24 protein-coding genes and 1 tRNA gene are annotated in these 23,296 nt (G+C 71.7%); 7 read left to right on the top strand and 18 right to left on the bottom strand.

What is annotated here, in order from left to right; genetic code table 11:
* Nucleotides 1-5: 5 nt before the first annotated feature.
* Nucleotides 6-521 (bottom strand): MarR family winged helix-turn-helix transcriptional regulator, encoded by a 516-nt coding sequence (locus ACR9ZG_RS02290; protein ID WP_481283203.1) that lies wholly within the window; start codon nucleotides 519-521, stop codon nucleotides 6-8.
* Between the two features lie 91 nt (nucleotides 522-612).
* Here ACR9ZG_RS02290 and ACR9ZG_RS02285 point away from each other — a divergent pair, with 91 nt between their 5' ends.
* Nucleotides 613-1,182, top strand: a complete 570-nt coding sequence (locus ACR9ZG_RS02285) for an NADPH-dependent F420 reductase (protein ID WP_481283202.1) — start codon at nucleotides 613-615, stop codon at nucleotides 1,180-1,182.
* A gap of 25 nt (nucleotides 1,183-1,207) precedes the next feature.
* Here ACR9ZG_RS02285 and ACR9ZG_RS02280 read toward each other — a convergent pair.
* The 10 genes from ACR9ZG_RS02280 to melA all read right to left on the bottom strand — a co-directional run bounded on the left by ACR9ZG_RS02280 (nucleotide 1,208) and on the right by melA (nucleotide 11,499).
* A tRNA-Ser gene (locus ACR9ZG_RS02280) sits at nucleotides 1,208-1,292 on the bottom strand.
* A 128-nt stretch (nucleotides 1,293-1,420) separates the two neighbouring features.
* Nucleotides 1,421-2,713, bottom strand: a complete 1,293-nt coding sequence (locus ACR9ZG_RS02275; RefSeq protein WP_481283201.1) for an LCP family protein — start codon at nucleotides 2,711-2,713, stop codon at nucleotides 1,421-1,423.
* 92 nt (nucleotides 2,714-2,805) lie between these two features.
* The gene (locus ACR9ZG_RS02270) at nucleotides 2,806-3,618 is read right to left on the bottom strand and encodes an HAD family hydrolase (RefSeq protein ID WP_481283200.1); all 813 of its coding nucleotides are present in this window, start codon (nucleotides 3,616-3,618) and stop codon (nucleotides 2,806-2,808) included.
* Between the two features lie 11 nt (nucleotides 3,619-3,629).
* Nucleotides 3,630-4,895: a serine--tRNA ligase gene (serS, locus tag ACR9ZG_RS02265; RefSeq protein ID WP_481283199.1), complete on the bottom strand. Its 1,266-nt coding sequence runs from the start codon at nucleotides 4,893-4,895 to the stop codon at nucleotides 3,630-3,632.
* Between the two features lie 33 nt (nucleotides 4,896-4,928).
* Entirely contained in the window at nucleotides 4,929-5,888 is a 960-nt protein-coding gene (locus ACR9ZG_RS02260; protein ID WP_481283198.1) for a carbohydrate kinase family protein, read from the bottom strand.
* Nucleotides 5,885-6,793, bottom strand: a complete 909-nt coding sequence (locus ACR9ZG_RS02255) for a carbohydrate ABC transporter permease (RefSeq protein ID WP_481283197.1) — start codon at nucleotides 6,791-6,793, stop codon at nucleotides 5,885-5,887. Before ACR9ZG_RS02255 ends, ACR9ZG_RS02260 begins: the two co-directional genes overlap by 4 nt.
* Nucleotides 6,793-7,686: a carbohydrate ABC transporter permease gene (locus ACR9ZG_RS02250; protein ID WP_481283196.1), complete on the bottom strand. Its 894-nt coding sequence runs from the start codon at nucleotides 7,684-7,686 to the stop codon at nucleotides 6,793-6,795. The genes ACR9ZG_RS02255 and ACR9ZG_RS02250 overlap by 1 nt, the downstream gene beginning before the upstream one ends.
* A gap of 68 nt (nucleotides 7,687-7,754) precedes the next feature.
* Nucleotides 7,755-9,086 carry an ABC transporter substrate-binding protein gene (locus tag ACR9ZG_RS02245; protein WP_481283195.1) on the bottom strand — a complete coding sequence of 444 codons (1,332 nt, stop codon included), beginning with the start codon at nucleotides 9,084-9,086 and terminating at the stop codon, nucleotides 7,755-7,757.
* 62 nt (nucleotides 9,087-9,148) lie between these two features.
* On the bottom strand, nucleotides 9,149-10,030 hold the full coding sequence (locus tag ACR9ZG_RS02240) for an SIS domain-containing protein (RefSeq protein WP_481283194.1): 882 nt from the start codon (nucleotides 10,028-10,030) through the stop codon (nucleotides 9,149-9,151).
* Nucleotides 10,031-10,149: 119 nt separating this feature from the next.
* Nucleotides 10,150-11,499: an alpha-galactosidase gene (melA, locus tag ACR9ZG_RS02235; protein WP_481283193.1), complete on the bottom strand. Its 1,350-nt coding sequence runs from the start codon at nucleotides 11,497-11,499 to the stop codon at nucleotides 10,150-10,152.
* A gap of 104 nt (nucleotides 11,500-11,603) precedes the next feature.
* Between melA and ACR9ZG_RS02230 the strand changes: the two genes are divergently transcribed.
* The 4 genes from ACR9ZG_RS02230 to ACR9ZG_RS02215 are packed head-to-tail and all read left to right on the top strand — an operon-like array spanning nucleotide 11,604 to nucleotide 14,435.
* Complete coding sequence (locus ACR9ZG_RS02230; protein ID WP_481283192.1) at nucleotides 11,604-12,419, top strand: DeoR/GlpR family DNA-binding transcription regulator; 816 nt, start codon at nucleotides 11,604-11,606, stop codon at nucleotides 12,417-12,419.
* Nucleotides 12,420-12,422: 3 nt separating this feature from the next.
* Entirely contained in the window at nucleotides 12,423-13,088 is a 666-nt protein-coding gene (locus tag ACR9ZG_RS02225; protein ID WP_481283191.1) for an NADPH-dependent F420 reductase, read from the top strand.
* Nucleotides 13,089-13,097: 9 nt separating this feature from the next.
* The gene (locus ACR9ZG_RS02220; protein WP_481283190.1) at nucleotides 13,098-14,165 is read left to right on the top strand and encodes a diacylglycerol/lipid kinase family protein; all 1,068 of its coding nucleotides are present in this window, start codon (nucleotides 13,098-13,100) and stop codon (nucleotides 14,163-14,165) included.
* 6 nt (nucleotides 14,166-14,171) lie between these two features.
* Nucleotides 14,172-14,435, top strand: a complete 264-nt coding sequence (locus tag ACR9ZG_RS02215; RefSeq protein WP_481283189.1) for a hypothetical protein — start codon at nucleotides 14,172-14,174, stop codon at nucleotides 14,433-14,435.
* Nucleotides 14,436-14,441: 6 nt separating this feature from the next.
* On the opposite strand, the gene ACR9ZG_RS02210 is transcribed toward ACR9ZG_RS02215, so the two are convergent.
* Nucleotides 14,442-15,092, bottom strand: a complete 651-nt coding sequence (locus ACR9ZG_RS02210; RefSeq protein ID WP_481283188.1) for a hypothetical protein — start codon at nucleotides 15,090-15,092, stop codon at nucleotides 14,442-14,444.
* Between the two features lie 24 nt (nucleotides 15,093-15,116).
* A complete protein-coding gene (pheA, locus tag ACR9ZG_RS02205) occupies nucleotides 15,117-16,094 on the bottom strand; it encodes a prephenate dehydratase (RefSeq protein ID WP_481283187.1) in 978 nt (325 codons plus the stop codon).
* A 39-nt stretch (nucleotides 16,095-16,133) separates the two neighbouring features.
* Between pheA and ACR9ZG_RS02200 the strand changes: the two genes are divergently transcribed.
* Together ACR9ZG_RS02200 and pgm are read left to right on the top strand one after the other, a co-directional pair.
* Nucleotides 16,134-16,748, top strand: coding sequence for a GyrI-like domain-containing protein (locus ACR9ZG_RS02200; protein WP_481283186.1), 615 nt, complete (start codon nucleotides 16,134-16,136; stop codon nucleotides 16,746-16,748).
* Nucleotides 16,749-16,808: 60 nt separating this feature from the next.
* The gene (gene pgm / locus ACR9ZG_RS02195; RefSeq protein WP_481283185.1) at nucleotides 16,809-18,431 is read left to right on the top strand and encodes a phosphoglucomutase (alpha-D-glucose-1,6-bisphosphate-dependent); all 1,623 of its coding nucleotides are present in this window, start codon (nucleotides 16,809-16,811) and stop codon (nucleotides 18,429-18,431) included.
* A 7-nt stretch (nucleotides 18,432-18,438) separates the two neighbouring features.
* On the opposite strand, the gene ACR9ZG_RS02190 is transcribed toward pgm, so the two are convergent.
* From ACR9ZG_RS02190 to ACR9ZG_RS02170, 5 genes are all read right to left on the bottom strand, one after another.
* Nucleotides 18,439-18,849, bottom strand: coding sequence for an ATP-binding protein (locus tag ACR9ZG_RS02190; RefSeq protein WP_481283184.1), 411 nt, complete (start codon nucleotides 18,847-18,849; stop codon nucleotides 18,439-18,441).
* On the bottom strand, nucleotides 18,842-19,174 hold the full coding sequence (locus ACR9ZG_RS02185) for an STAS domain-containing protein (RefSeq protein WP_481283183.1): 333 nt from the start codon (nucleotides 19,172-19,174) through the stop codon (nucleotides 18,842-18,844). The genes ACR9ZG_RS02190 and ACR9ZG_RS02185 overlap by 8 nt, the downstream gene beginning before the upstream one ends.
* Nucleotides 19,171-21,129: a glycosyltransferase family 2 protein gene (locus ACR9ZG_RS02180; protein ID WP_481283182.1), complete on the bottom strand. Its 1,959-nt coding sequence runs from the start codon at nucleotides 21,127-21,129 to the stop codon at nucleotides 19,171-19,173. The genes ACR9ZG_RS02185 and ACR9ZG_RS02180 overlap by 4 nt, the downstream gene beginning before the upstream one ends.
* A complete protein-coding gene (locus tag ACR9ZG_RS02175) occupies nucleotides 21,126-22,301 on the bottom strand; it encodes a PP2C family protein-serine/threonine phosphatase (protein ID WP_481283181.1) in 1,176 nt (391 codons plus the stop codon). Before ACR9ZG_RS02175 ends, ACR9ZG_RS02180 begins: the two co-directional genes overlap by 4 nt.
* Nucleotides 22,302-22,369: 68 nt before the next feature.
* Nucleotides 22,370-23,266 carry a M15 family metallopeptidase gene (locus tag ACR9ZG_RS02170; RefSeq protein ID WP_481283180.1) on the bottom strand — a complete coding sequence of 299 codons (897 nt, stop codon included), beginning with the start codon at nucleotides 23,264-23,266 and terminating at the stop codon, nucleotides 22,370-22,372.
* Nucleotides 23,267-23,296 lie beyond the last annotated feature (30 nt).

Raw genomic sequence — 23,296 nt, 5'->3', positions numbered from 1 at the left:
GACGGTCAGGCGACTCGCGATCCCGCGGACTGCACCACCGACTCGCACACGTCGCTCGGCCGACGGGCCGGATCGATGCTGCCGATCAGTGCGGCCGAGATCTCGGCCAGCTGAGCGACCTGTGCGGCCGTGAGGGCTCCGAGCAGCTTCTCGCGGACGCCGTCGAGATGTCCCGGAGCGGTGTTCGCCACGAGCTCCGCACCGCTGGGGGTGAGCACGGCGTTCGTCGCCCGGCCGTCCTCCTCGCAGGCGACGCGTTCCACCAGACCGCGCGACTCCAGCCGCTTGATGACATGGCTGAGGCGCGACGCGGAGGCGCTGGTGGCGGCGGCGAGCGCGCTCAGGCGCATCCGCCGGCCGGGTTCCTCGGCGAGCCGAGACAGCACGAAGTACTCGTAGTGGGTGGATGCGGAATCACGCGAGGCGTGACTGTCGAGTACCGGCGGAAGCAGCTGGGTGAGTGCGATCAGGCCGAGCCACGCGTCACGCCGCATGTCGTCGTGGGTCTCTTCGCTCGCCATGACACGGATTCTACCAAATAAGTTGAAGCTTCAACGAAACGGGTCTATCTTTAGTTGAAGATTCAACTAACTGCGACAGGAGAGGGACACCATGACTACGGTCACGATCATCGGCAAAGGCAACATGGCGAACGCGATCGGCGGAGTCGCCGCTTCCGGCGGCAACACCGTCGAATACCTCGGACGGGAAGGCGGCACGGTCAACGGCGAGATCGTCGTGTTCGCGGTTCCCTACCCGGAGGTCGACGCTGTCATCGCGACGTACGGCGACGCGCTCGTCGGCAAGACCATCGTCGACATCACGAACCCGCTCGACTTCGCCACATTCGACGGGCTCGTCGTCCCGGCCGACAGCTCTGCGGCCGCCGTCATCGCCGGCAAGGTCCCCGGGGCGAAGGTCGTCAAAGCCTTCAACACGACCTTCGCGGCGACGCTGTCGTCGAAGACCGTCGGCGGCCTGCCGACGACCGTTCTCATCGCCGGGGACGACGACACCGCCAAAGAGACCCTCGTCGAACTCATCACCGCGGGCGGTCTCGGCGCGATCGATGCGGGTTCGCTGAAGCGCGCCCGCGAACTGGAGGCGATCGGCTTCCTGCAGATCAGCCTCGCGGCGACCGAGCGCATCTCGTGGACGGGTGGCTTCGCCGTCGCACCGTGAGCAGGCGAATCCCCCGGACTCGGAGCGGAGGGCGTGGGATTCGAACCCACGAGACATTTCTGCCCACCAGTTTTCAAGACTGGCTCCATCGGCCGCTCGGACAGCCCTCCTGGCGCCGGCGCACCGGCGTCGCCCGCGAGTCTACCGGGCGCCGCCCGCACACATCCGAAGAGCTGGTTGACGCAACACGCCGTCTGGCCGGGCGGCCAGACGGCGTGTTGTGACAAACGGTGGCGGGCTACTCCTCGAACGGCTTCGAGCAGGTGACCTGCGCGGCCGTCTGGCCGTGGACCTCCGAGGGCAGCGTCACCGCGCCGGTCCCGTCCGCCGAGCCGGTGCCGCCGGAGGCGTCCGTCGGCGCCTGCGTCGCAGGCGCCTGCGTAGCTCCGTCGGCGGGAGCCTGCGTCGCGGGCGCCTGCGTCGCCGCGTTCGGGTCGGCCTGCGAGCCCACGCCGGTGTCGCCGGTGAGCGTCACGGGCTGGTCGTTGCGGAGGGCCGCCATCAGGGTGTCCGCATCGTCCTCGCTCGGGGCGACCCCGCCGTCCACGTAGTGGTTCGGGTACTGCACGAAGACGACCTTGTTGATGTCGACGTTCTTGAGCGCCATGGCCATGGAGGCGATGGTCGTCACGTTGTTGAGGCTCTCGGAGAGCTGGATGTTGCTGGTCGCCGCCTTCGCGAGCCCGTAGACCTTCACGGGGTTCGAGAGGGTGTCGGCGCTCTTGATCGTGCGGACCAGCGACGACATGAAGACCTGCTGGTTGCTGATGCGGCCGAGGTCGGAGCCGTCGCCGACGCCGTGGCGGGTGCGGAGGAACGCGAGCGCCTGCGCGCCCTGCAGCGTGTTCTCGCCGGCCTTCACGTCGAGGCCGGTGTACGGGTCCTCGATGTCGCCCGCGACGCAGACGTTCACGCCGCCCACCGCGTTCGACATCTCGATCACGCCGTCGAACTCGATGACGCCCGCGTACGGGATGTCGAGCCCGGTGAGCTTCTCGACCGTCAGCACCGTGCACGCCAGGCCGCCGTAGCTGAGCGAGGAGTTGATCTTCTGCCGGCTCATCGCGTCGAAGCTGCCGCCCTGGGGGTCGGGGCACGACGGGATGGCGACGAACATGTCGCGCGGGAAGCTGACCACGGTCGCGTTCTTGTGGTCGGCGGAGACGTGCAGCAGCATCGTCACGTCGTTGAGGGTCTCGCCCCGCTCGCCGTACGCCGCGTTGCCGCCGCCGGAGTCGCTGCCCGCGAGGAGCACGTTGAAGGCGCCGTCCATCGCCCCGATCTTGGGGGTGCTGACGTTGCCCTTGGCATCGACGAGCTTGACGGAGGGCTTGAAGCTGGTGGCCACGTCGTAGGTGGCGTACGCCGCGACGCTCGCGGTGCTGATGCCGATCACGGCGACCGCGGCGGCGAAGATGCCGAGAAGGGTCTTGAGCGGATGATGCTTCTTGAGACGGCCGTGGCGGGCCACGGACGGTCCGGCCGACTTCTCCTGCGCACGCGTCTGCGCGCGAGTGGGCATCTCGCTCATTCACTTCCTTCCGGCGGGAGACATGGTCGTGGCGCACGCAGAAAATGGGCGCACGCCACGCACCACCCTGCCAGGTCACCCTGGCAATGCACTCAAAGGGAGTCGAGGAGCTCCGCCAGCCCGTCCTCCACGACGGGGCCGACCACCCGGGTCGCGACGGCCTTCACCTCGTCGGGCGCCTGCCCCATCGCGGCCGAGACGCCCTCGGCGCCCGCCCACTGCAGCATGTCGAGGTCGTTGCGGCCGTCGCCGACGGCGACCAGGTTCGCGCGCGGGACGTCGAGCGCGTGCCGCACCCGCTCCAGCGCGGTGGCCTTGTTCACGCCCTCCGGCGCGATGTCGAGCCAGGCGGTCCAGCCGATGGCGTAGCTGACCTTGTGCAGGCCCATCCGGTCGACGATCGAGAGGAACTGCTCCTCGTCGTGCTGCGGCGACACGACCACGACGCGCGTGGCCGGGTGCCTGGTCAGCTCGTCGAAGGTCACCTGCTCGGCGTTGACCAGCTCCCAGTCGCTCATGCCCTCGGTGTAGCGGCGGAAGCCGGTCGGGTCCTCGACCATGAAGCTGCCGCGCGGGAGGTGCGGGCGGATCGTCTCCAGCACCTCCGTCGGATCGAACGTCTCGATGAACTCCCGGCGGTAACCGCCCTCGACGGTGTCGTCGCGGCGCATCGTCAGCGCGCCGTTCGCGCACACGACGAAGTCGCTGTGCAGGCCGAAGCGCTCGTGGATGGGCTGCGCCGTCTCCCAGCTGCGGCCGGTCGCGAGCATGACCTCGTGCCCGGCGTCGCGCACCCGCGCCACGGCCTCCACGACCCGCTCCGAGACGCTCTCGTCCTCGTGGATGAGCGTCCCGTCGACGTCGAGCGCGACCAGCAGGCGGTCGCCGCGCCGCGCGTCGCTCACGGGGCGAGCGCTCACCGGGCGACCGGCTCGATCACCTCGAGGCCGCCCAGGTAGCCGCGCAGGGCCTCCGGGACCAGCACCGAGCCGTTCTCCTGCTGGTGCGTCTCGAGGATGGCGACCAGCCAGCGCGTCGTCGCGAGCGTGCCGTTGAGGGTCGCGACCGGCGCGGTCTTGCCGCTCTCGGTGCGGTACCGGATGTCGAGGCGGCGGGCCTGGAACGTCGTGCAGTTGGAGGTGGAGGTCAGCTCGCGGTAGCGGCCCTGGGTCGGGATCCACGCCTCCACGTCGTACTTGCGCGCCGCGCTCGACCCGAGGTCGCCCGCGGCCGTGTCGATGACGCGGTAGGTCAGCCCGAGGGCCTGCATCATCTCCTCCTGCCAGCCGAGGAGGCGCTCGTGCTCGGCCTCGGCCTGCTCCGGCCGGGTGTAGACGAACATCTCCAGCTTGTCGAACTGGTGGACGCGGATGATGCCGCGGGTGTCCTTGCCCGCCGAGCCCGCCTCCCGGCGGTAGCAGGTGGACCAGCCGGCGTAGCGCAGCGGCTGGTCGACGTCGATGATCTCGTCGGAGTGGTAGCCGGCGAGCGCGACCTCGCTCGTCCCGGTCAGGTACAGGTCGTCGGCCGGGAGGTGGTAGACCTCGTCGGCGTGCGCGCCGAGGAAGCCGGTGCCCTGCATGATCTCCGGCTTGACCAGCGTCGGCGTGATCATCGGGATGAAGTCGTTGGCGACGGCCTTGTCGAGCGCCATCGTCATGAGCGCGAGCTCCAGCCGGGCGCCGATGCCCCGCAGGTACGAGAAGCGCGTGCCGGAGACCTTCGCGCCGCGGACCATGTCGATCGCGCCGAGCAGCTCGCCCAGCTCCAGGTGGTCGCGGGCCTCGAAGCCGAACGACGGGATCTCGCCGACCTCTTTGAGGACGACGTAGTCGTCCTCGCCGCCCGCGGGCACGCCCTCGACGATCGGGTTCCCGATGCGCCGCAGCACGTCGTTGAAGTGCGTCTCGGCCTGGTTCGCGGCCTGCTGCGCCTCCTTCACCCGTCCGGCGAGCTGCTGGGCCTGCGCGACGAGGGCCTGCTTCTCGTCCTTCGGCGCCATGGCGACCTGCTTGCCGAAGGCGTTCTGCTCGGCGCGCAGCTCTTCGAACGCGGTGATCGCGGAGCGGCGCTCGATGTCGGCCTGCAGCGCCTCGTCGACCAGCTGGACGGAGTCTCCGCGAGCCTGCTGGGAGCGGCGGATGACGTCGGGGTTCTCGCGGAGCAGGACGGGATCGATCACGTGCCCCAGCTTATCCAGTGGGAGCGGGCCGGGTCAGCGGACCGCGGCGCCCGCGAGCGCGCTCTCGAGCTCGTCCCTCGTCGCCTGCGCCCCCGTTCCGCCGAGACCGCGCACCGAGAGCGAGCCGGCCGTGGCCGCCCACCGCAGCCGCTCCCCCTCGTCGGCGACCCCGTTCGCGAGCGCCGCGAGGTACCCCGCGTCGAAGCTGTCTCCCGCCCCGGTCGTGTCGACAACGTCGAGCGTCAGGCCGGCGGCACGCGCGACCAGGCCGCCACGCTCGTACGCGCGGCCGCCCTCCGCCCCGGCCTTCACGACCACGCGGCAGCCGAGCTCCGAGAGGGCGGAGGCTGCGGCGTCGATGTCGTCCGGCGCCTGCCCGCGCACGGCGGCGGCCACGGCCAGCGTCTCCTCGGCGTTCGGGAGGAACACGTCGACCCGCGGCAGCACCTCCTCCAGCCCGGTCCAGCGCTCGGCCGGGTCCCAGTTCGTGTCGAGGCTCACGGTGACCTCCCGCCGCGCCAGCTCGTCGAGCAGCCCCGGCAGCGCCGCCGCGAGGCCGGGCTGCAGGAAGTACGACGCGAGGTGCACGTGCCGCGGCCGCAGTCGCTCCACCGCCTCCAGCGCCGCCTCGGCCGTCAGCGCCGGGATGGTGCCAGGGAGGGTCAGGATGGCGCGGTCGCCCGGCTCGGACAGCACCACGGAGAGGCCGGTGGGCCGGTCCGCCGAGACGGTGACCGCGGAGACGTCCACCCCGCGCGAGCGGAGGGTGTCGAGCACGAACTCGCCGAACCGGTCCGCTCCGACCACCGCGGCGAGCGCGGTCCGCACGCCCAGCCGGGCGAGGCCGCACGCGACGATCGCGGCGCTCCCGCCGAGGAGCAGGTCGGCGCCGTCGAGCAGCTGCTCGGCCTGCCCGAACCGCGGCACCGTGTCGCCGGTGAGCAGGAGGTCCGGGTTCGCGTCGCCGACGACGAGCACGTCGACGCCGCTCATCCCTTGAGCCCCGAGAAGGTCATCGTCGCGATGAAGTGCCGCTGCGCGAACAGGAAGAAGAGGATGAGCGGCAGCGTCGCGACGACGTTGCCCGCCATGATCAGGCTCCAGTCGGTCTGGTGCGCTCCCTGGAAGTTCGCGATGCCGAGCTGCAGGGTGAAGGAGCGCTGGTCGTTGATCGCGATGAGCGGCCAGACCAGGTCGTTCCAGGCCCCCAGGAGGGTGAAGATGGCGAGGGTCGCCAGCGCCGGGCGCGCGAGCGGCAGGACGATGCGGAAGAAGATCTGCCAGCGGTTGCAGCCGTCGACCGCCCCCGCCTCCTCCAGCTCCGCCGGCAGCGACAGGAAGAACTGCCGCATCAGGAAGATGCCGAACGCGGTGGCCAGCCACGGCACGATCGCGGCGCCGAGCCCGTTCAGGAGGCCGAGGGTGGCGAACAGGATGTAGGTCGGGATCATCAGGAGCTGCGTCGGGATCATGATGGTCGCGAGGATCATCAGGAAGCCGACGTCGCGCCCCGCGAACCGCAGCCGCGCGAAGCCGTAGCCGGCGAGCGAGCACAGCACGAGGTTCGACACGATCGCGACGCCGGAGACGAGCACGGTGTTGCCGAGCCAGAGGAGCACGTCCGTCGTCGTGAACAGTTTGATGTAGCCGTCGAGCGTGAAGGTCGACGGGACGAACGGCGGCGGGAAGGCCACGAGCTCCTTCGCCGGGGAGAACGACGCGAGCGTCATCTGCGCGAACGGCACCAGGAAGAGCACGGCGATCGGCAGGAGCACGAAGTGCCAGCCGCTGATCCGGAAGCGGCCCCCGCGCCTGCGCGTGGACGGCCCGGCCGCCGGCAGCGCGGCCGCGACCTGCTCCGACGAGTCGACGACCCGCTCCAGCACGCTGTCGGACATCAGAACGCCTCCGATCCGCGGCGCCGCTGGTACACGACGACGACGATGGTGATGATCAGGGTCGCGGCGAAGAGCACGTAGGCCGCCGCGGACCCGTAGCCGAACTCCAGGGAGCGGAACGCCTTCTCGTAGAGGAAGTAGACGATCGTCTTCGTCGCCCCGAGCGGCCCGCCGCGCGTGGTGGTGTAGACGAGGTCGAAGAGCTGGATGGCCTGGATCGTCTGCCAGATCGTCACGAAGACGGTGACCGGTGCGAGCTGCGGCCAGACGATCCGCCAGAAGGTCTGCCACCGGCTCGCTCCGTCGATCCTGGCCGCTTCGATGATGTCGGCCGGGACGTCCTGCAGCGCGGCCAGGTAGATCACCGTGGTGAAGGCGGCGGAGCCCCACAGCGACATGATCGCGATCACGAGCATGGCCTGGCCCGGGTCGTCGAGCCAGCCCTGCTGCGGCAGGTGCAGCACCCGGAGGATGTTGTTCACCAGGCCGAACTGCGGGCTGAACAGGTAGGTCGACAGGATGCCCGTTGCCGCGGCCGACGCCACGAACGGCACGAAGATGGCCGTGCGGTAGAACGACATGAAGCGGATGCGCCGGTTGAGCGCGACCGCCAGGAAGAGCCCGGCCAGGACCGACGCGGGCACGAAGAGCACGGTGTAGCCGAGGGTGTTGCCGACGGCGCTCCAGAACTCCCCGTCGCTGATCAGGTCGGTGTAGTTCTGCGTGCCGACCCACTGCGCCTCGCTGAACCCGTCCCAGCTCTGGAACGACAGCACCAAGGCCCAGAGCGCCGGGAAGATCGACAGCCCGAGCACCACGATCATGGCCGGGCCGACGAAGCCCCAGCCGGTGAGCGCCGAGAGCAGGCCGGAGCGCCGACGGGCCCGCCGCATGGTCGCGGCGTCCCGCCCGGGTCTCCGGCCGGCCGGACGTACGACGGTGTCCGCCATCGCGACCCGCCCTACTTGCTCAGCTGCTCGTCGGCGGCGTCCGCAGCTTTCCGGAGGGCCTCCTCCGGCTGGCCGTCGCCCTGCAGGACCGAGGAGATGGCCTTGGCGATCTCGACAGAGAGGGCCGCGTAGCCCTTGGTGGTGGGGCGGGCCTGCTCGACGTTCTCGGCGTTCTTCACGAGCACGTCGTAGCCCGGGTACTCCTCGTTCTCCTTCACGACCGCGTCGGAGGCGGCCTCGGAGGAGCGCAGCGGGAGGTTGCCCAGCGCCACGTTGAACCGCTCGTCCTGCTCGGCCGAGGTCAGCCACTCGGCGAACTGCGTCGCCCAGTAGGCGCGGTTCTTGTCCTTGTGGTCGAACAGTGCCCACAGGTCGGGGCCGGACACCGTCTGGTGGTCGCCGTCGGTGCCGGGCAGCTGGACGACGCCGTACTTCGTGCCGCCGGTCTTGAGGTCGGTGAGCTGCCAGGGGCCGGAGGTGATCATCCCGATCCGGTCGCTGACGAAGAGCTGGCCGAACTTGAGGTCGGTCTGGTCGAGGTAGACGCTCTTGTCGTCGACCGCCATCGCCTGCAGGAAGCTCAGCGCCTTCACACCCTCCGGGGAGTCGAAGGCCGCCTTGCTGCCGTCGTCGCTCAGGATCTTGCCGCCGTTCTGCCACAGGTGCGGCCAGAACTGCCAGGTCGTCTCCTCGCTGCCGGAGACCGAGTAGCCGTACCCGTAGACGTGGTTGGCCGAATCGGTCAGCGTCTTGGCGGCGGCACGGAAGTCGTCCCACGTCCAGTCGTCGGTGGGGTACGCCAGGCCCGCCTTGTCGAACAGCGTCTTGTTGTAGAAGAGGCCGATGTTGTCGACGACGGCCGGGAAGCCGATGACCTTGCCGCCCGTGGGCTGCGCGGTCTTGCGCGCCGCAGCGGTGAACTCGTCCCACTTCACCTCGGGCTTCTTCACCTCGTCGGAGAGGTCGAGGGTGCGACCGGACGACTCCAGCTCGCCGGCCCACGAGCCGAAGGCGTAGGAGATGTCCGGGTACTGGTTGCCCGCGAACCCGGCGGAGAGCTTCTGCAGCAGCTGCTCGGTGGAGGAGGCGCCCGGCGACACGTTCACGGTGACGTTGGGGTGCTTCTTCTCGAACTCGTCGGCGAGGCCCTCGATGAGCTTCTCTGCCGTGTCGGCCTGGCCGGACCACACCTGGATGGTGACGTCGGCCTTCGGGTCGAGCGTGGTCGCCCCCTGCGACCCGCTGCACCCGGCCAGAGCGATGCCGAGGGCCGCGGCGGTGGCGAGGCCGAGGCCGCGCAGGGTCCTCGCCGTGCGGGGGCGTCTGCGGAGTGGAGTCATCATCGTCGGTTCCTCTTCTCTCGGGTGCGGTGCCCGGTCCGGCAGTCGGTGGGGGGAGGCGGGGCTCAGTTCAGGACGATCGACCGGGTCAGGTTGCGGGGGGTGTCGGGGTTGAGCCCGCGGTGCTCGGCGATGGCGACGGCGAGGCGCTGCGCCTGCACCAGCTCCACCAGCGGGTCGTGCGTGCTGACGACGACACGGGCGCCGGTCACGCCGATGTCGTCGACGATGCCGGGGGCCTCGTCGCCGATGATCCACACGACCGAGCTCTCGCCGGCGACGGCCAGCGGGCCGTGACGGTAGTCGAGCTGCGGGTACGACTCGGACCAGGCCTGCGCCGCCTCGCGGATCTTGAGCGCCGCCTCCTGGGCGAGTCCGTAGGTCCAGCCGCTGCCGAGGTAGACGAAGTGCGAGAGGGAGGCGGGCTCGAGGTCGAGCGCCCGGGCCAGCGCGGCCTCGGCCTGGTCGGGCAGCCCGCTGACATCCTCGCCGAACGCGGCCCGGGCCAGCAGCAGGAAGGTGGTCGGGAAGCGGGTCTGCACGACCGACTCCTCGTCCGCGAAGTCGAGCAGCAGCACGTCGTCGGCCCGCTCGGCGACCGGCGAATCGGCCACACCCGTGACCGCGATGGTGCGGACACCGGCCGGGATGCGGTCGAAGGCCTGGACGACCTCGGTCGTCGTGCCGGACCGGCTGAGCAGCACCACGGCGTCGTAGCCGCGCCACGGCCACGGCTCGGACGCGTAGGCCGCGTCGGTCTCGCCGAACCCGGCCTGCTCGCGCAGCGCCGCGAACGACCCGGCGGCGAAGGCGGACGTCCCGCAGCCGAGCACCAGCACGCGGGCCCCCGGGAGCGGGAGCAGCTCGCCGGCGCGGGCGGACAGCGTATCGAGCGCCCGCCGCCAGATGTCCGGCTGGCTGTCGATTTCGCGGGAGGTGAGTGTCACGTGGTGCTCCTGGTGTGTCGTGCGGGGGCGGGTGAGCCTCCGGATGCCTTCATCATTGGGCGAGCACTGAGCGTTTGACAACAGTTTTGTGCGAAACGCTCACTTCTGCTGCTCGTTCGTTACAGCGGGGTTTCGGGATGCGTCGCCGCCGCCGCGACCGGCTCGGTCCGGAGCCGCCCGCCGAGCGCCTCCGGCAGCAGGTCGGCGTGCCGCTCGGTCAGCTCGTCGCACAGGGCCCAGATCTGCTCGGGCGTCAGCGACGAGCTGGCGTTCGGATCGGCGAGCACCGCGCGGCGGACGAGTTCTGGGTCGCCGGTGCGGGCGGCCTCGATGGCGAGCTCCGCGACCGACAGGTAGGCGCGGTTGAGCGCGGCGCCCTGCACCGGGATGTCGCCGAACGGCTCCGGGTGGACCCCGGACGCGTCCACGCGGGCGGGCACCTCGACGACGGCGCCCTCCGGCAGGTTGCCGATCAGGCCGCGGTTGACGACGTTCGCGTGGATGGTGCGCTCGGTTCCGGTGAGGATCGAGTGGATGACCTGCGGCGCGTACTCGGTGGCGCTGTCCTCCAGCTCCAGCGGTCGCCCCTCGGCGAGGAGAGCCTTGGCCTGGCCGAACTCGGCGACGTTCTCCTCCGAGATGCCGATGTACTGCAGCGGCTCGATGCGGAACCGCTCGATCTGCTCGGGCGAGCGCAGGAACCAGTCGAGGTACTCCGACGAGTGCTCGCTCGTCTCGGTCGGGTAGAAGCCGATGCGGCGGAAGATCTCCACGCGCACCCGGCGGCGCAGCTCGGGGTCTCGCTCGATCGCCTCCCGGAGCCGGGGGTACAGGTCCTCGCCGTCGCGCGACCACTCCAGCAGCCAGGCCTGGTGGTTGACGCCCGCCGCGCGGTAGTGGGTGCCCTCCAGCGGCACGCCGATCAGCTCGCACAGGTCGTGGACGGTCCAGAAGACGCTGTGGCACAGGCCGACGGTCTTGAGCCGTGGTGCGACGACCGAGAGCCACCACACGTTCATGGCCATCGGATTGGTGTAGTTGAGGAACCACGCGTCGGGGCAGAGCTCCATCATGTCGTTCGCGATCCCGGTCAGGACAGGGAAGGTGCGGAGGCCGCGGAAGACGCCCCCGACGCCGGTGGTGTCGCCGATGGTCTGCAGCAGCCCGGCCGCGGCCGGCACCTCCAGGTCGATGCGGGTGGCCGCGATGCCGCCCACCTGGATCATGTTGATGACGAAGTCGGCCCCGGCGAGCGCCTCCCGGCGGTCCGCAGCGGCGACGATCTCGGCCCGGCGCCCGAAGCGCTCGGCGACCTGCTCGGCGGTGCCGCGGGCGACCTCCAGGCGTTCGGCGTCGATGTCGTGCAGGACGATGCGCAGCGGCGGGAGGTCGTCGAACCGGAAGAGGTCGGCGAGCAGCTGACGGGTGAAGACGACGCTCCCGGCGCCGAGGAAGACGATCTGAGGCATGGTGCGATCATCCGACAGCCTGTGTGATCCACGCAATGAAATGAGCGAATCGCGTATAAAGTGATCAGCACGACTGATCGCTTCGACGAATCGAAGGGGGAGCCATGGTCGCCGCCTCAGCCGAGGCCCTCATCGCGCGGGCAGCCTCCGGCCGCCGCTCGCAGCGCCTCGCCCGGCTGCTCGACCTCATCGCCGAGCGCGGCACTGTGAGCCTCGGCGAGCTGTCCGAGACGCTCGGCATCTCCCCGGCCACGGTGCGGCGCGACCTCACCGCGCTGGCCGACCAGAGACTGATCCTGCGCACGCACGGCGGCGCATCCGCGCTGGAGCGCGGGCGCGAGATCCCGGTCGCGCTGCGCGACACCCGCTTCCAGGAGGCCAAGCGCGCCATCGCGAAGGCCATGGTCCGGCGCCTCCCCGCGGAGCGGCACGTCGTCGCGCTCAGCGGCGGTACGACGACCGCCAGCGTCGCCAGGGCCCTCGCCGACCACGAGGACATCGCCGTGGTGACCAATTCGCTCACCATCGCCAACCTGCTGTCGGAGTACCCGGGCGTGCGCGTGGTGATGACCGGCGGCTTCCTCCGGCGCCAGTCGCTGGAGCTGGTCGGCGCGCTGGCCGAAGGCACCTTCAACGCAGTGAACGTCGGGACCGCCATCCTGGGCGCGGACGGCATCACCGCGGCGACCGGGGTGAGCACGCACGACGAGACAGAGGCCCGCACCAACCGTGCGATGGTCGCCAAGGCGCAGCGGACCGTCGTGGTCGCCGACGGCTCGAAGGTCGGCCGAGTGGCGCTCGCGCAGATGGCGGGCATCGACCAGGTCGCCATGCTCATCACCGACAGCTCGGCCGATCCCGCCGAGCTGAAGGCCATCGCCGCCGCCGGCGTCGAGATCGTCATCGCCGACGAGGAGTAGCCGGTGCGCGTCGGGCTGCTCGGCACCGGGAGCATGACCTCCGCGCTCGGCCGCCGGCTCGTCCGGGCCGGGCACGCCGTCGTGGTGGGAAGCCGCGATCCGGCGCGGGCCCTCGCGACGGCGGAGGCGCTGGGCGGGCCGGCGGCCGGTGCGTCGGGCGCCGACCACCGCACCGCCGCGCGCTGCGAGGTCGTGATCGTCGCGGTGCCCGATCCGGTGGCCCTGGAGGTCGTCTCCTCCCTCTCGGACGACCTCGCCGGACGCGTCGTCATCGACCTCGGCAACCCGCTGGAGCCCGGCGATCCGCTCGCGCCCGGCTACTGGGAGAGCCGGTACGGCAGCGGCCCGTCGCTCGCCGAGCGGATGGCGGCCGCCCTCCCCGGCTCCCGCGTGGTCAAGGCGTTCAACACCGTCTACGCCGAGCTGCTCGCCGGCGACCTGCGGCCGCAGACCTTCGTCGCCGCGGACGACGCGGACGCCAAGCGCCTCGTCCTCGCCCTGGCGACCGGGCTCGGCACCGACGCCGTCGACGTCGGTCCGCTGCGGATGTCGCGCCACCTCGAGCACCTGGCGGGATTCGAGGTCGCCCTGGTCGCCGGTGGGTTCGCTTCCGCGGTCGGGCTGCGCCTCTTCGCCGCGGGCGACGGATCGGAGCCCGCCGACCGGTAGCGTGAAGCCGTGGACGAGTGGGACGGCACGGTACGGGAGGATTCGGCGCCCGGGGATATCGCCCGCAACACCGGCCGCGACACCGATCACGACACCGCGCCCGACAGCGCCCCCGTCGGGCCGGTCGCCGTCGTGTGCAACCCCGTGCGTGTGGACCTCCCGCGCGTCCGCGCGGCGGTGGAGGCCGCTGCGGAGCGGGCGGGCATCACCGAGCTGATGTGGCTCGAGACCACGCCCGAGCAGGGCGGTCAGGCCCAGGTGCGGGAGGCGCTCGGCCGCGGCGCCCGGCTGGTGCTCGCCGCCGGCGGCGACGGCACGGTGCGGGCGGTGGCGGAGGCGGTCCGCGGGACGGACGCGACGCTCGGCCTCCTGCCCGCGGGGACCGGCAACCTCCTCGCGCGCAACCTCGGTGTGCCGTTCGCCGCCGTGGAGGAGGCGTGCCGCGTGGCGTTCGAGGGCGCAACGCGCCGCATCGACGTCGGCGTCGCCACGGCCAGGCGCGTCGACGGCTCCACCAGCGAGCACGCCTTCCTGGTCATGGCCGGCGTCGGCATCGACGCCGCGATGATCGCCAACGCCCGTCCCGCTCTCAAGCGCCGCCTCGGCTGGGTCGCGTACGTCGACGCGGCCTTCCGCGCGCTGCCGAAGGCCACGAAGGTCCGCGTCCGGTACCGGCTCGACGGCGGCCACGAGCACTCGGCGCAGGTGAGCACGATCCTGGTGGCGAACTGCGGCGTCCTTCCCGGCAACATGCAGCTCATCCCCGACGGGGAGGTGGACGACGGCCTCCTCGACGTCGCGATCGTGCAGCCCGCCTCGGTGTTCGGCTGGCTGGCGATCTGGCGCAAGGTCACGTGGGAGAACCGGGTGCTCCGCAAGAGCGCGCTCGGCCGCCGCATCATCCGCTTCACGGACCGGGCCATCCGCACCCGGCTGAGCTACCTGCGCGGCGCCGTGGTCGGCCTCCGCGTCGAGCAGCCGGAGCCGTTCGAGCTCGACGGCGACGCCTTCGGCTCGGCGGTGGAGCTGACCCTCCGGGTGGAGGAGCGGTCCCTGCGGGTGAAGGTGCCGAGCTGAGCGATCATGGCCGGCATCCGGGCGGACGCCACCGCGCGGGTCATCGCCACGGCCACGCTCGAGTATCCCGTGATCAACCTGGGCACGGCGATGCGGGCGACCGGCGCCAGCAAGCCGGCCGTGACGAACGGACTGGCCCAGCTCGTCGAACGCGGCGTGCTGGCGGTAGGCAACTCGAAGCAGCGCCGACGCGTCTGGGTGAACCAGGGGGTGCTGGACGCGCTCGACGCCTTCGCCGTGCGGGCGGGCCGGCGCCGTCAGTCGGGCTGAGGCCGCCTACAGCCCCTCGCCCTCCTCCTCGGCGCCCTCGTCCTCCTCCGCCGCCGCCGACCGCCGGCCGACGAGTGCCGTGAGGAACAGGAGGGCGACCAGGGTGAGCAGTCCGACGGTGACCAGGGGAGCCGCGAGCATCCAGCCCAGCTGGGCGATGACGAGGGAGCCGACGTCGCTGCCCGGGGCCGGTCCGGCGTACGAGATGCTCACCGAGATGCAGTAGAAGACGATGCCGAGGACGACGAAGCCCCCGCCGACCAGCCAGAGAGCGAGCATCCAGCGGTTGCGGCGGGGCGAGACGTCGAGACGGTCGAGGAAGCCGGGAGCGGCGACCACCACCGGCGTCCCGTCGGCGGGCGCACCGGGTGCGGGCGCACCGGCCACGGCGCCGACCGCGGCGGCGCCTGCGGGCGCGGGCGCAGCCGTCCGCAGGCTGCTCAGCGTTCCGGCCGGCCCGTCGGGGACGGCATCGCGCTCGTCGTCCCAGTCGGGCCGGCTCGGCCGCGTGCTGGTGCCGCGGTAGCCGGGCGTCCTGGTGCGGGTCCGCGAGACCTCCCCCGGCCGTGGCGTGTAGCCGCGCTGGAACGCCGGGTCGTAGCGCGGGTCGAAGTCGCCCGTGCGGGACACGTCCTGCTGCTCGTCGTCCGCGATCATGGTGTCCGCCTTTCGCTGCGCAGCCTACGCCTGGGGCGGCTCCTCGGTGAGCGACGCCAGCCACTCCCGCGCCTCCGTGAAGACCTCGTCGCGGTAGCGCTGGTCGAAGTCGACCGCCACCTCGTCGGCGCGCGGGTACGAGCCCAGGAAGATCACCGACGGGCTGAACCGGCGCAGGCCCAGCAGCGCGTCGGCGACCCGCTCGTCGTGGATGTGGCCGTCCGCGTCGATGACGAACCGGTACCGGCCGAGGGCGTCGCCGATCGGCCGCGACTCGATGAGGCTGAGGTTGATGCCGCGCGTCGAGAACTGCTCCAGCAGGTCGAGGAGCGCGCCGGGACGGTCGTCCGGCAGCTCGGCGATGAGGCTGGTCTTGTCGGCGCCCGTCGGCGCGGGCACGCTGCGCGTGGTGCTGACGAGCACGAAGCGGGTGACCGCGTTGGGGTTGTCGCCGATGTTCTCGGCCAGCACCTCCACGTCGAAGTGGTCGACGATGCCGGGAGGGGCGATGGCGGCGTCGGCCGGGCTCCCGTCGAACAGCGAGGAGGCCGCTGCCACGTTGCTCGACGCCGGGAGATGGCCGTGCTCGGGCAGCGTCGCATCCAGCCACCTGTGGCACTGGGCGTAGGCGACGGGATGCGCGTTGATGGTCTTCACGTCGGCGAGCGTCGTGCCCGGCCGGGCCACGAGCACGAAGTTCACCGGCACCAGGTACTCGCCGATGATGCGGAGGCCGGGGATGGTCGCCAGCGCGTCCTGCGCGACCGAGACGCCGCCCTCGATCGAGTTCTCGATCGCGATCATGGCGGCGACGCTGCGGCCCGCTGTGACGTCGGCGAGCGCCTCCCCCACGTTGTTGACAGAGCGCCAGTGCTTGCCGCGCGCCTCCGGCACCTGCTTGAGCGCCGCCTCGGTGAAGGTGCCGGACGGCCCCAGGAAGCTGTACACCTCGTCGACGGACGCGGGCAGTTCGGCGGTCGGCTCGGCGGGGGCGCTGGACATGGCGTTCAGCTTACCGACGCCCCGCGCTAGCCTGACGCCGTGCGGATCGACCTCAAGAAGGACCTCGAGCACCTCTACGCCCCTGGCGCCGCCGACTGGGTCGAGGTCGACGTGCCCCCGCGGCGGTACCTCGCGATCGACGGCCACGGCGACCCGAACACCGCGCCCGAGTACGCCGCCGCGGTGGAGTCGCTGTTCACCGCCGGCTACGCGACCCGCGCCGCCTTCAAGACCCGCAGCGGGGACGACTTCGTGGTGGGCCCGCTGGAGGGGCTCTGGTGGAGCGACGACTACGCCGACTTCGCCTCGCGCGCCAAGGGCCGGTGGAGCTGGACCATGCTCCTCCCCCTCCCCGACCAGGTCTCGGACGCCGAGGTGGAGGCGGGGCTCGCCACCGCACGCGCCAAAAAGCCCCACCTCCCGCTCGACCGGGTCGAGCAGCGGACGCTGGAGGAGGGCCGCTCCCTGCAGCTGCTCCACATCGGCAGCTACGACGACGAGGCGCCCGCGCTCCTCCGCCTCCACCGCGAGGTGATCCCCGGCCGCGGCCTGGTCGAGAACGGCCTCCACCACGAGATCTACCTCGGCGACCCGCGCCGCAGCGCCCCCGAGAAGCTGCGGACCGTGCTGCGGCAGCCGGTGCGCCCGCGCTGACGAACCCGGCGCCGCTCCCACCACTCGCCCGCGCCGGGCCGCCGTGGAAGCATAGGAGGCATGACCGATCGCGCAGGCACGCCCGCTCAGCCCTCCGACCTCATCGACGTGGATGCCCTCCGCCGGGCGTACTACGAGCTCAAGCCGGATGTCAGCATCCCGGAGCAGCGGGTCGTCTTCGGCACCTCGGGCCACCGCGGCAGCTCGCTGAACACGGCCTTCAACGAGGACCACATCCTCGCGACCACCCAGGCCATCGTGGAGTACCGCAACAAGGAGGGCATCACCGGTCCGCTCTTCCTCGGCGCCGACACGCACCTGCTGAGCGAGTTCGCGACGACGAGCGCCCTCGCCGTGCTCGTCGGCAACGAGGTGCGCGTGCTGGTGGACGAGTTCGACGACTGGGTGCCCACCCCCGCGCTGTCGCACGCGATCATCCGCTACAACCGCGAGGAGCACGGCGACCAGGCCGACGGCATCGTGGTCACGCCGAGCCACAACCCGCCTGCCGACGGCGGCTTCAAGTACAACCCGCCGCACGGCGGACCGGCCGACACCGACGCGACGAAGTGGATCGCCGAGCGCGCCAACGAGATCATCGCGAACGGGATGCGGGAGGTGCGCCAGGCCGAGCCGAGCGGCGTCGAGACGTACGACTTCCGCGGCCACTACGTGGACGACCTCGAGAACATCATCGACGTCAAGGCGATCAAGGACTCCGGCATCCGCATCGGCGCCGACCCGCTGGGCGGCGCGAGCGTGCACTACTGGGAGGCGATCGCCGAGCGCTACGGCCTCGATCTGACCGTGGTGAACCCGGACGTCGACCCGACCTGGAGCTTCATGACGCTCGACTGGGACGGCAAGATCCGGATGGACCCGTCGAGCCCCTCGGCGATGGCCTCGGTCGTGGCGCGCCGCGCCGACTACGACATCCTCACCGGCAACGACGCCGACGCGGACCGCCACGGCATCGTGACGCCCGACGGCGGTCTGATGAACCCGAACCACTACCTCGCGGTCGCGATCGACTACCTCTTCCGCACCCGCACCGGCTGGCGGAAGGACGCGGCGGTCGGCAAGACCCTCGTCTCGTCGTCGATCATCGACCGTGTCGCGGAGTCGCTGGGCCGGCGGCTCTGGGAGGTTCCGGTCGGCTTCAAGTGGTTCGTCCCCGGCCTCATCGACGGCTCGGTCGGCTTCGGCGGCGAGGAGAGCGCCGGCGCGAGCTTCCTGCGCTTCGACGGCTCGGTCTGGACGACGGACAAGGACGGCATCCTGCTCGCCCTCCTCGCCAGCGAGATCCGCGCGGTGACCGGCAAGTCGCCGTCCGAGCTGTACCGCGAGCTGACAGAGCGCTTCGGCGACCCGGTGTACCAGCGCGTCGACGCGCCCGCCTCCCCCGCCGAGAAGGCCGCACTCGGCAAGCTCGACGGCGACGCGATCGCCGCGACCGAGCTCGCCGGCGAGCCGATCACCGCGAAGCTGAGCCGCGCGCCCGGGAACGATGCTCCCCTCGGCGGCGTGAAGGTGCAGACCGAGAAGGCGTGGTTCGCCGCGCGGCCCAGCGGCACCGAGAACGTGTACAAGATCTACGCCGAGTCGTTCGCGGGCGAGGAGAACCTGCGCGAGGTGCAGGAGGAGGCGCGCCGCATCGTGAGCGACGCCCTCGGCGGCGCGTAGGCGGCGCCTAGGCCGAGACGCCCAGCGACCACCGGTTCCCGGCGGCCAGCGGCTCGTGCTCGAAGCGGTCGACCAGCAGGCCGACGAGCGCGAGCCCGCGGCCGCTCTCGGCCAGGTCGTCCTCGGGCAGCGCGGCGGCGTCCAGGTCGACGGCGGCGGGAGGCGCGGTGTCGGTGACCACGGCCTCCAGCCCGCCCGGGGTCGCCTCGATGCGCAGCTCGACCGTGACCGGCGGCCGGTCGGGGCTGTGCTGGACGACGTTGGTCACGACCTCGACGACGGCGAGCTCGAACGCCGACCTGGTCTGCTCGGGGAGGTCCGGGCGCTCGTCCGCGAGCCGGTCGAACATCCCGTGCACCCGCTCGATGGTGGCGAGGTCGGCGGGGGCGACGAAGGAGGCCGAGAACGGCTCAGTCACGATACGCGTCGTCCGGCTCGCCGTAGACCCGGAGGATGCGGTCGAGCCGCGTCAGCGCCAGCACGCTCGACACCTGCTCGCCCGCGCCGCTCAGCCGCAGGTCGCCGCCGGCGGTGCGCGCGGTCTTGAGGCCGCTGACGAGCGCGCCGAGGCCGGAGGAGTCGATGAACTCGACGCCGGAGAGGTCGACCGCGACGCGTGCGTGCCCCTCCTCCACGACCCGCTGCACCTCCCTCCGGATGGTGGGGGCGGTGACGACGTTCAGGCGGCCGTCCGCGGCGAGCACGGCGACCCCGTCCGGGCGGATGGTGGTGGAGATGTTCAACGCGTTCCTTCCTCGGCGGTCTCGGGCGGCGCGACGGCCGCCGGCCCGCGGTAGAGCGCGGCGCGGAGGATGACGCTCAGCACCACGACATCGTAGGCGACCCACACCGTGTTCACGAGCGTGCCGACGCCGTCGGCCGTTCCGGCGATCACGCGGCCCACGCCGATGATGGTGGCGAGCACCAGCACCGCCATCGCCGTCAGCTGCGGCCAGATCTGCCGCCACGGGATGGGCGCGCGCCCGGAGCGGGTCTTGGGCGTGACGACGAAGCCGAGCGGGCGGCCGAACCACACGTTGGCCGCCGCCGTGCAGCAGGCCCGGATCCAGAGGGGGAACAGGGCCAGCGCGTACTGCTGCCCACGCCACGTCCGCACGCCGTGCGCCGCCACGAGGAACATCAGCTGGCTCAGCACGAAGTACGGGATGAACCGGGCGAAGAAGTCGACGCTCCACGCGGTCACGGGCATCACGCCCGCCAGCAGGTAGATGGCGGGCGCGGCGAGGTAGACCACGGCCGCGAAGCCGGACAGATAGCTCCACATCGTCGCGAAGTACATCAGCCGCTGGCCCGCCGAGAGGCCCTTCTTGAACAGCGGGTTGTCCTTCAGCATCACCTGAAGCGTTCCCTGCGCCCAGCGCAGCCGCTGCTTCAGCATGGTGCCGAGGTCCTCCGGCGCCAGGCCGTAGGCGAGGATCTCGTGGTGGTAGACGCTCCGCCAGCCGTTGGCGTGCAGCTGCATGGCGGTGGCCATGTCCTCCGTGACCGAGATGGTGGCCATCGGCATCACCGGCTGCGCCTCGTCCGGGCGGTCGACCGCGACGGCGCCGACGATCGTCTGCACCGACTCGATCGCGCCGAGCGGCGACCACTCGCGCTCGGCCAGGCGCTCCAGCGACTCCTCGTCGACGACGAAGGCCGCCAGCTCGGCGTCGTGCTCGATCGGCAGCGACGCGATGGCGGCGAGGTCCTCCTGCATGGCGGCCAGGTCGCGGTCGACCGCGGACCGCGAGACGCGGTCGACGTCCTGCTGCAGCCGGTAGGTCACCTCGCCGACGCTGTCGCCCGCCTCCAGCCGGGCGGTCGCCTGGGCGACGTGCACGCGCACGTCCCGGATCAGCGCGGCGGTCTCCGGCTCGCGACGGGCGTTCCGCGCGGCCTTGGCCAGCACGCGATCGGAGGTGCGCAGCGCGGCGCGCACGGCCCGCTCGACGTCGCGGACGTACCCGACGATGCCGAGCTGCATCAGCGCCTCCCGGCGCAGCACGGCGTTGGAGCCGCAGAAGAAGGCGGCGTTCCAGCCGTCCTTGCCCTGCTGGATCGGGCCGTAGAACAGCGGCGCCTGGTTGCCGAGCGGGTCGGCCTCGTCGACGTTGGTGAAGTACTGCGGCGTCTGCACCAGGGCGACCTCGGGGTCGGCGAAGTAGCCGAGGGTGCGGTCGAGGATCTCCGGCTCCGGGATCTGGTCGGCATCGAGGATGAGCAGGAACTCGCCCTCGGTGGCGAAGAGCGCGTTGTTGAGGTTGCCCGCCTTGGCGTGCCGCGGCTTGTCGGTCCAGTCGTCGGAACGGGTCACGTAGCCGATGCCGGCCCGCTCGGCCGCCCGCCGCATCTCGGGCCGGGCGCCGTCGTCGAGGATCCACGTGCTGTGCGGATAGCGGATCCGCTGCGCGGCTTCGGCGGTCGTCATGACCAGCTCGACCGGCTCGTCGTACGTCGTGATGAAGACGTCGGCGGTACCGCGCGCCGGCGCCTCTGGCCCGGACCGCACCTTCAGCCGCCACATCGTCATGGCGAAGAACAGCGTGTCGATCACGCTGTAGGTCTCGGCGATCACGAGCGGCACGGCGATCCACCACGCCTCCCAGTTGATGGAGGCCAGCCAGCGCCAGACGACGTAGTTGACGCCCGCCAGCACGGCGAGCAGGGCTACGACGCGGAGGACCGCGAGCCTCACCGGCCGCTCCTCCGCACGACAACGGCCGTGATGTCGTCGATCGGGACACCCGCCCGGGCGGCGCCGACGATCCGGGAGACCGCTCCCGCCGCGGTGGGCGAGCTGCGGACGATCGCCTCCAGCCGCGAGAGCGCCCGGTCGCCGCCGAGCGCGTCGAGCACGCCGTCGCTCACGCAGACCAGCACGTCGCCGTCCCCGAGCGTGAGCGCGCCCGGCGTGCGCGGCTCCGGCCACGGGATGCCCAGCGGCAGGGAGCCGGAGGGCAGCCGGTCCAGCGGTCCGCGCTCGTGCACCACGAAGGCGAGTCCGTGGCCCGCGTCGACGTAGTCCACCCGGCCGTCGGCGTGCAGCCGGGCGTGGAAGACCGTCACGAACGTCGCGAGCTGGTCGAGATCCTCCTCGACGACCCGGGAGGCCGTGGCGACGGCCTGCTCCAGGTCGGCGAACCCCATGGTGCTGCGCAGCGCGGTCCGGACCGAGGCGGCGACGATGGCCGCGGCCATCCCCTTGCCCATCACGTCGCCGACGGTCACGCAGAACCCGTCGTCGGCGTCGTACCAGTCGTAGAAGTCGCCGGCGACGCCCCGGGAGGGCTCGCACGCGGCGGCGACGTCGTAGCCGGGCGCGGCCGGCTTGCGCCGCGGCAGCAGCCCCTTCTGGGCGACGGCGGCGCGGTCGAGCTCCTCCTCGCGGTCGAGCTCGGCCTGCACCCAGTCGGCGAGGTCGCGCAGCAGCCGCTGCTCGCCCGCGGTGAGGGTGCGCGGCTCGGTGTCGAGCACGCAGAGGGTGCCGACGGCCTCGCCTCCCGGCGCGTGCAGCGGCTCCCCGGCGTAGAAGCGGAGGTGGGGGTCGCCGATCACGAACGGGTTGGCGCTGAAGCGGTCGTCGGCTGCGGCGTCGTCGACGATCAGGGCGGCGTCCTGGCGCACCGTGAGATCGCAGAACGCCCCCTCGCGGGGAGCCTCCTCGGTCAGGCCGATCTGCGACTTGCGCCACTGCCGCTCGCCGTCGAGCAGGGTGACGCTCACCATCGGGACGCCGAAGAGCTGCTGCGCCATCCGGGTGACCCGGTCGAAGCGGTCCTCGCGACCGGTGTCGACGATGCCGAGACCGGCCAGCGCGCGCTGCCGGCGGATCTCGCTCTGCTGCACCGCTTCCATATCGAGCATCATGCTTTCACCATACGGGCGCGGGAGGCGCTGTCCAGTCGGCACAAGCGCCGACCCGCCGCCCCGTTCGGTCAGCGATATTCGGTGCCTCCCGGGACGGCGAAGAACTCCTCCAGCGTCGTCACGCCGGTGCGGTGCAGCTCGGCGGCCAGCGGCTCTCCGATGTACCGGAAGTGCCAGGGCTCGAAGGTGAATCCGGTCACGGAGACCTTGTCGGCCGGGTACCGCAGCAGGAAGCCGAACCGCCACGCGTTCGCGGCGAGCCACTCCCCCTGCGGCGTCTTCCCGAAGCAGGCGTCGAGCGAGCAGCGCGCCGGCACGGCGCTGATGTCGACGGCGAGGCCGGTCTGGTGCTCGCTGTGACCGGGACGGGCGGTGTCGGTGTCGGCGTAGGTCTTGCCGTGCTCGGCGACGTCCTCGTCGTAGACCCGCGTCTGCGAGTCGTACGAGCGGTAGGCGCTCTGCACCGAGAAGTCGAGCCCGGCCTCCCCCTTGCCGGCCCGGAACATGGCGACCAGGGCGGTGGCGACCTCCTGGCGCATCGGCTGCCGGTTCATGTAGCGCACGTCCGGGTACACCAGGTCGCTCGGCGCGTAGGTGTCGGGCGAGAGGGCCCGCGACTTGTTGACCACGACCCACGGGCTCGCGGGGTCGTCGATCGAGTGGGCGCTCCTGTCGAACGCGGGAGGCGCCGGCGGGGTCGACGGGGTCGGCGTCGCGGCCGGCGGCAGGGAGGTCGGGGTCGGCCGCGGCGTCGGCGTGACGGTCGGCGGCGGTGTGCGGTGCGGGGTCGCCGTCGGCGACCCGGTCGCGGGGTGCGAACCCCCCGGCCACGGCTCGTGTCCGGCCGCGGCGGCGCCGGGCGTGCAGCCGCTCAGCACCGCGCCGGCCAGGACCAGGAGCAGCAGGGCACCGGCCGGAACGGACGTCGAACGTGTCGCCCGCCGACGGGCACCCCCCGAGATCACGGCATGAGCATCTGTCTCTTATACACATCT

This window comes from Leifsonia sp. KNZ12-8B (assembly GCF_056755495.1).
This window is presented reverse-complemented; position numbering and strand designations above follow the sequence as displayed.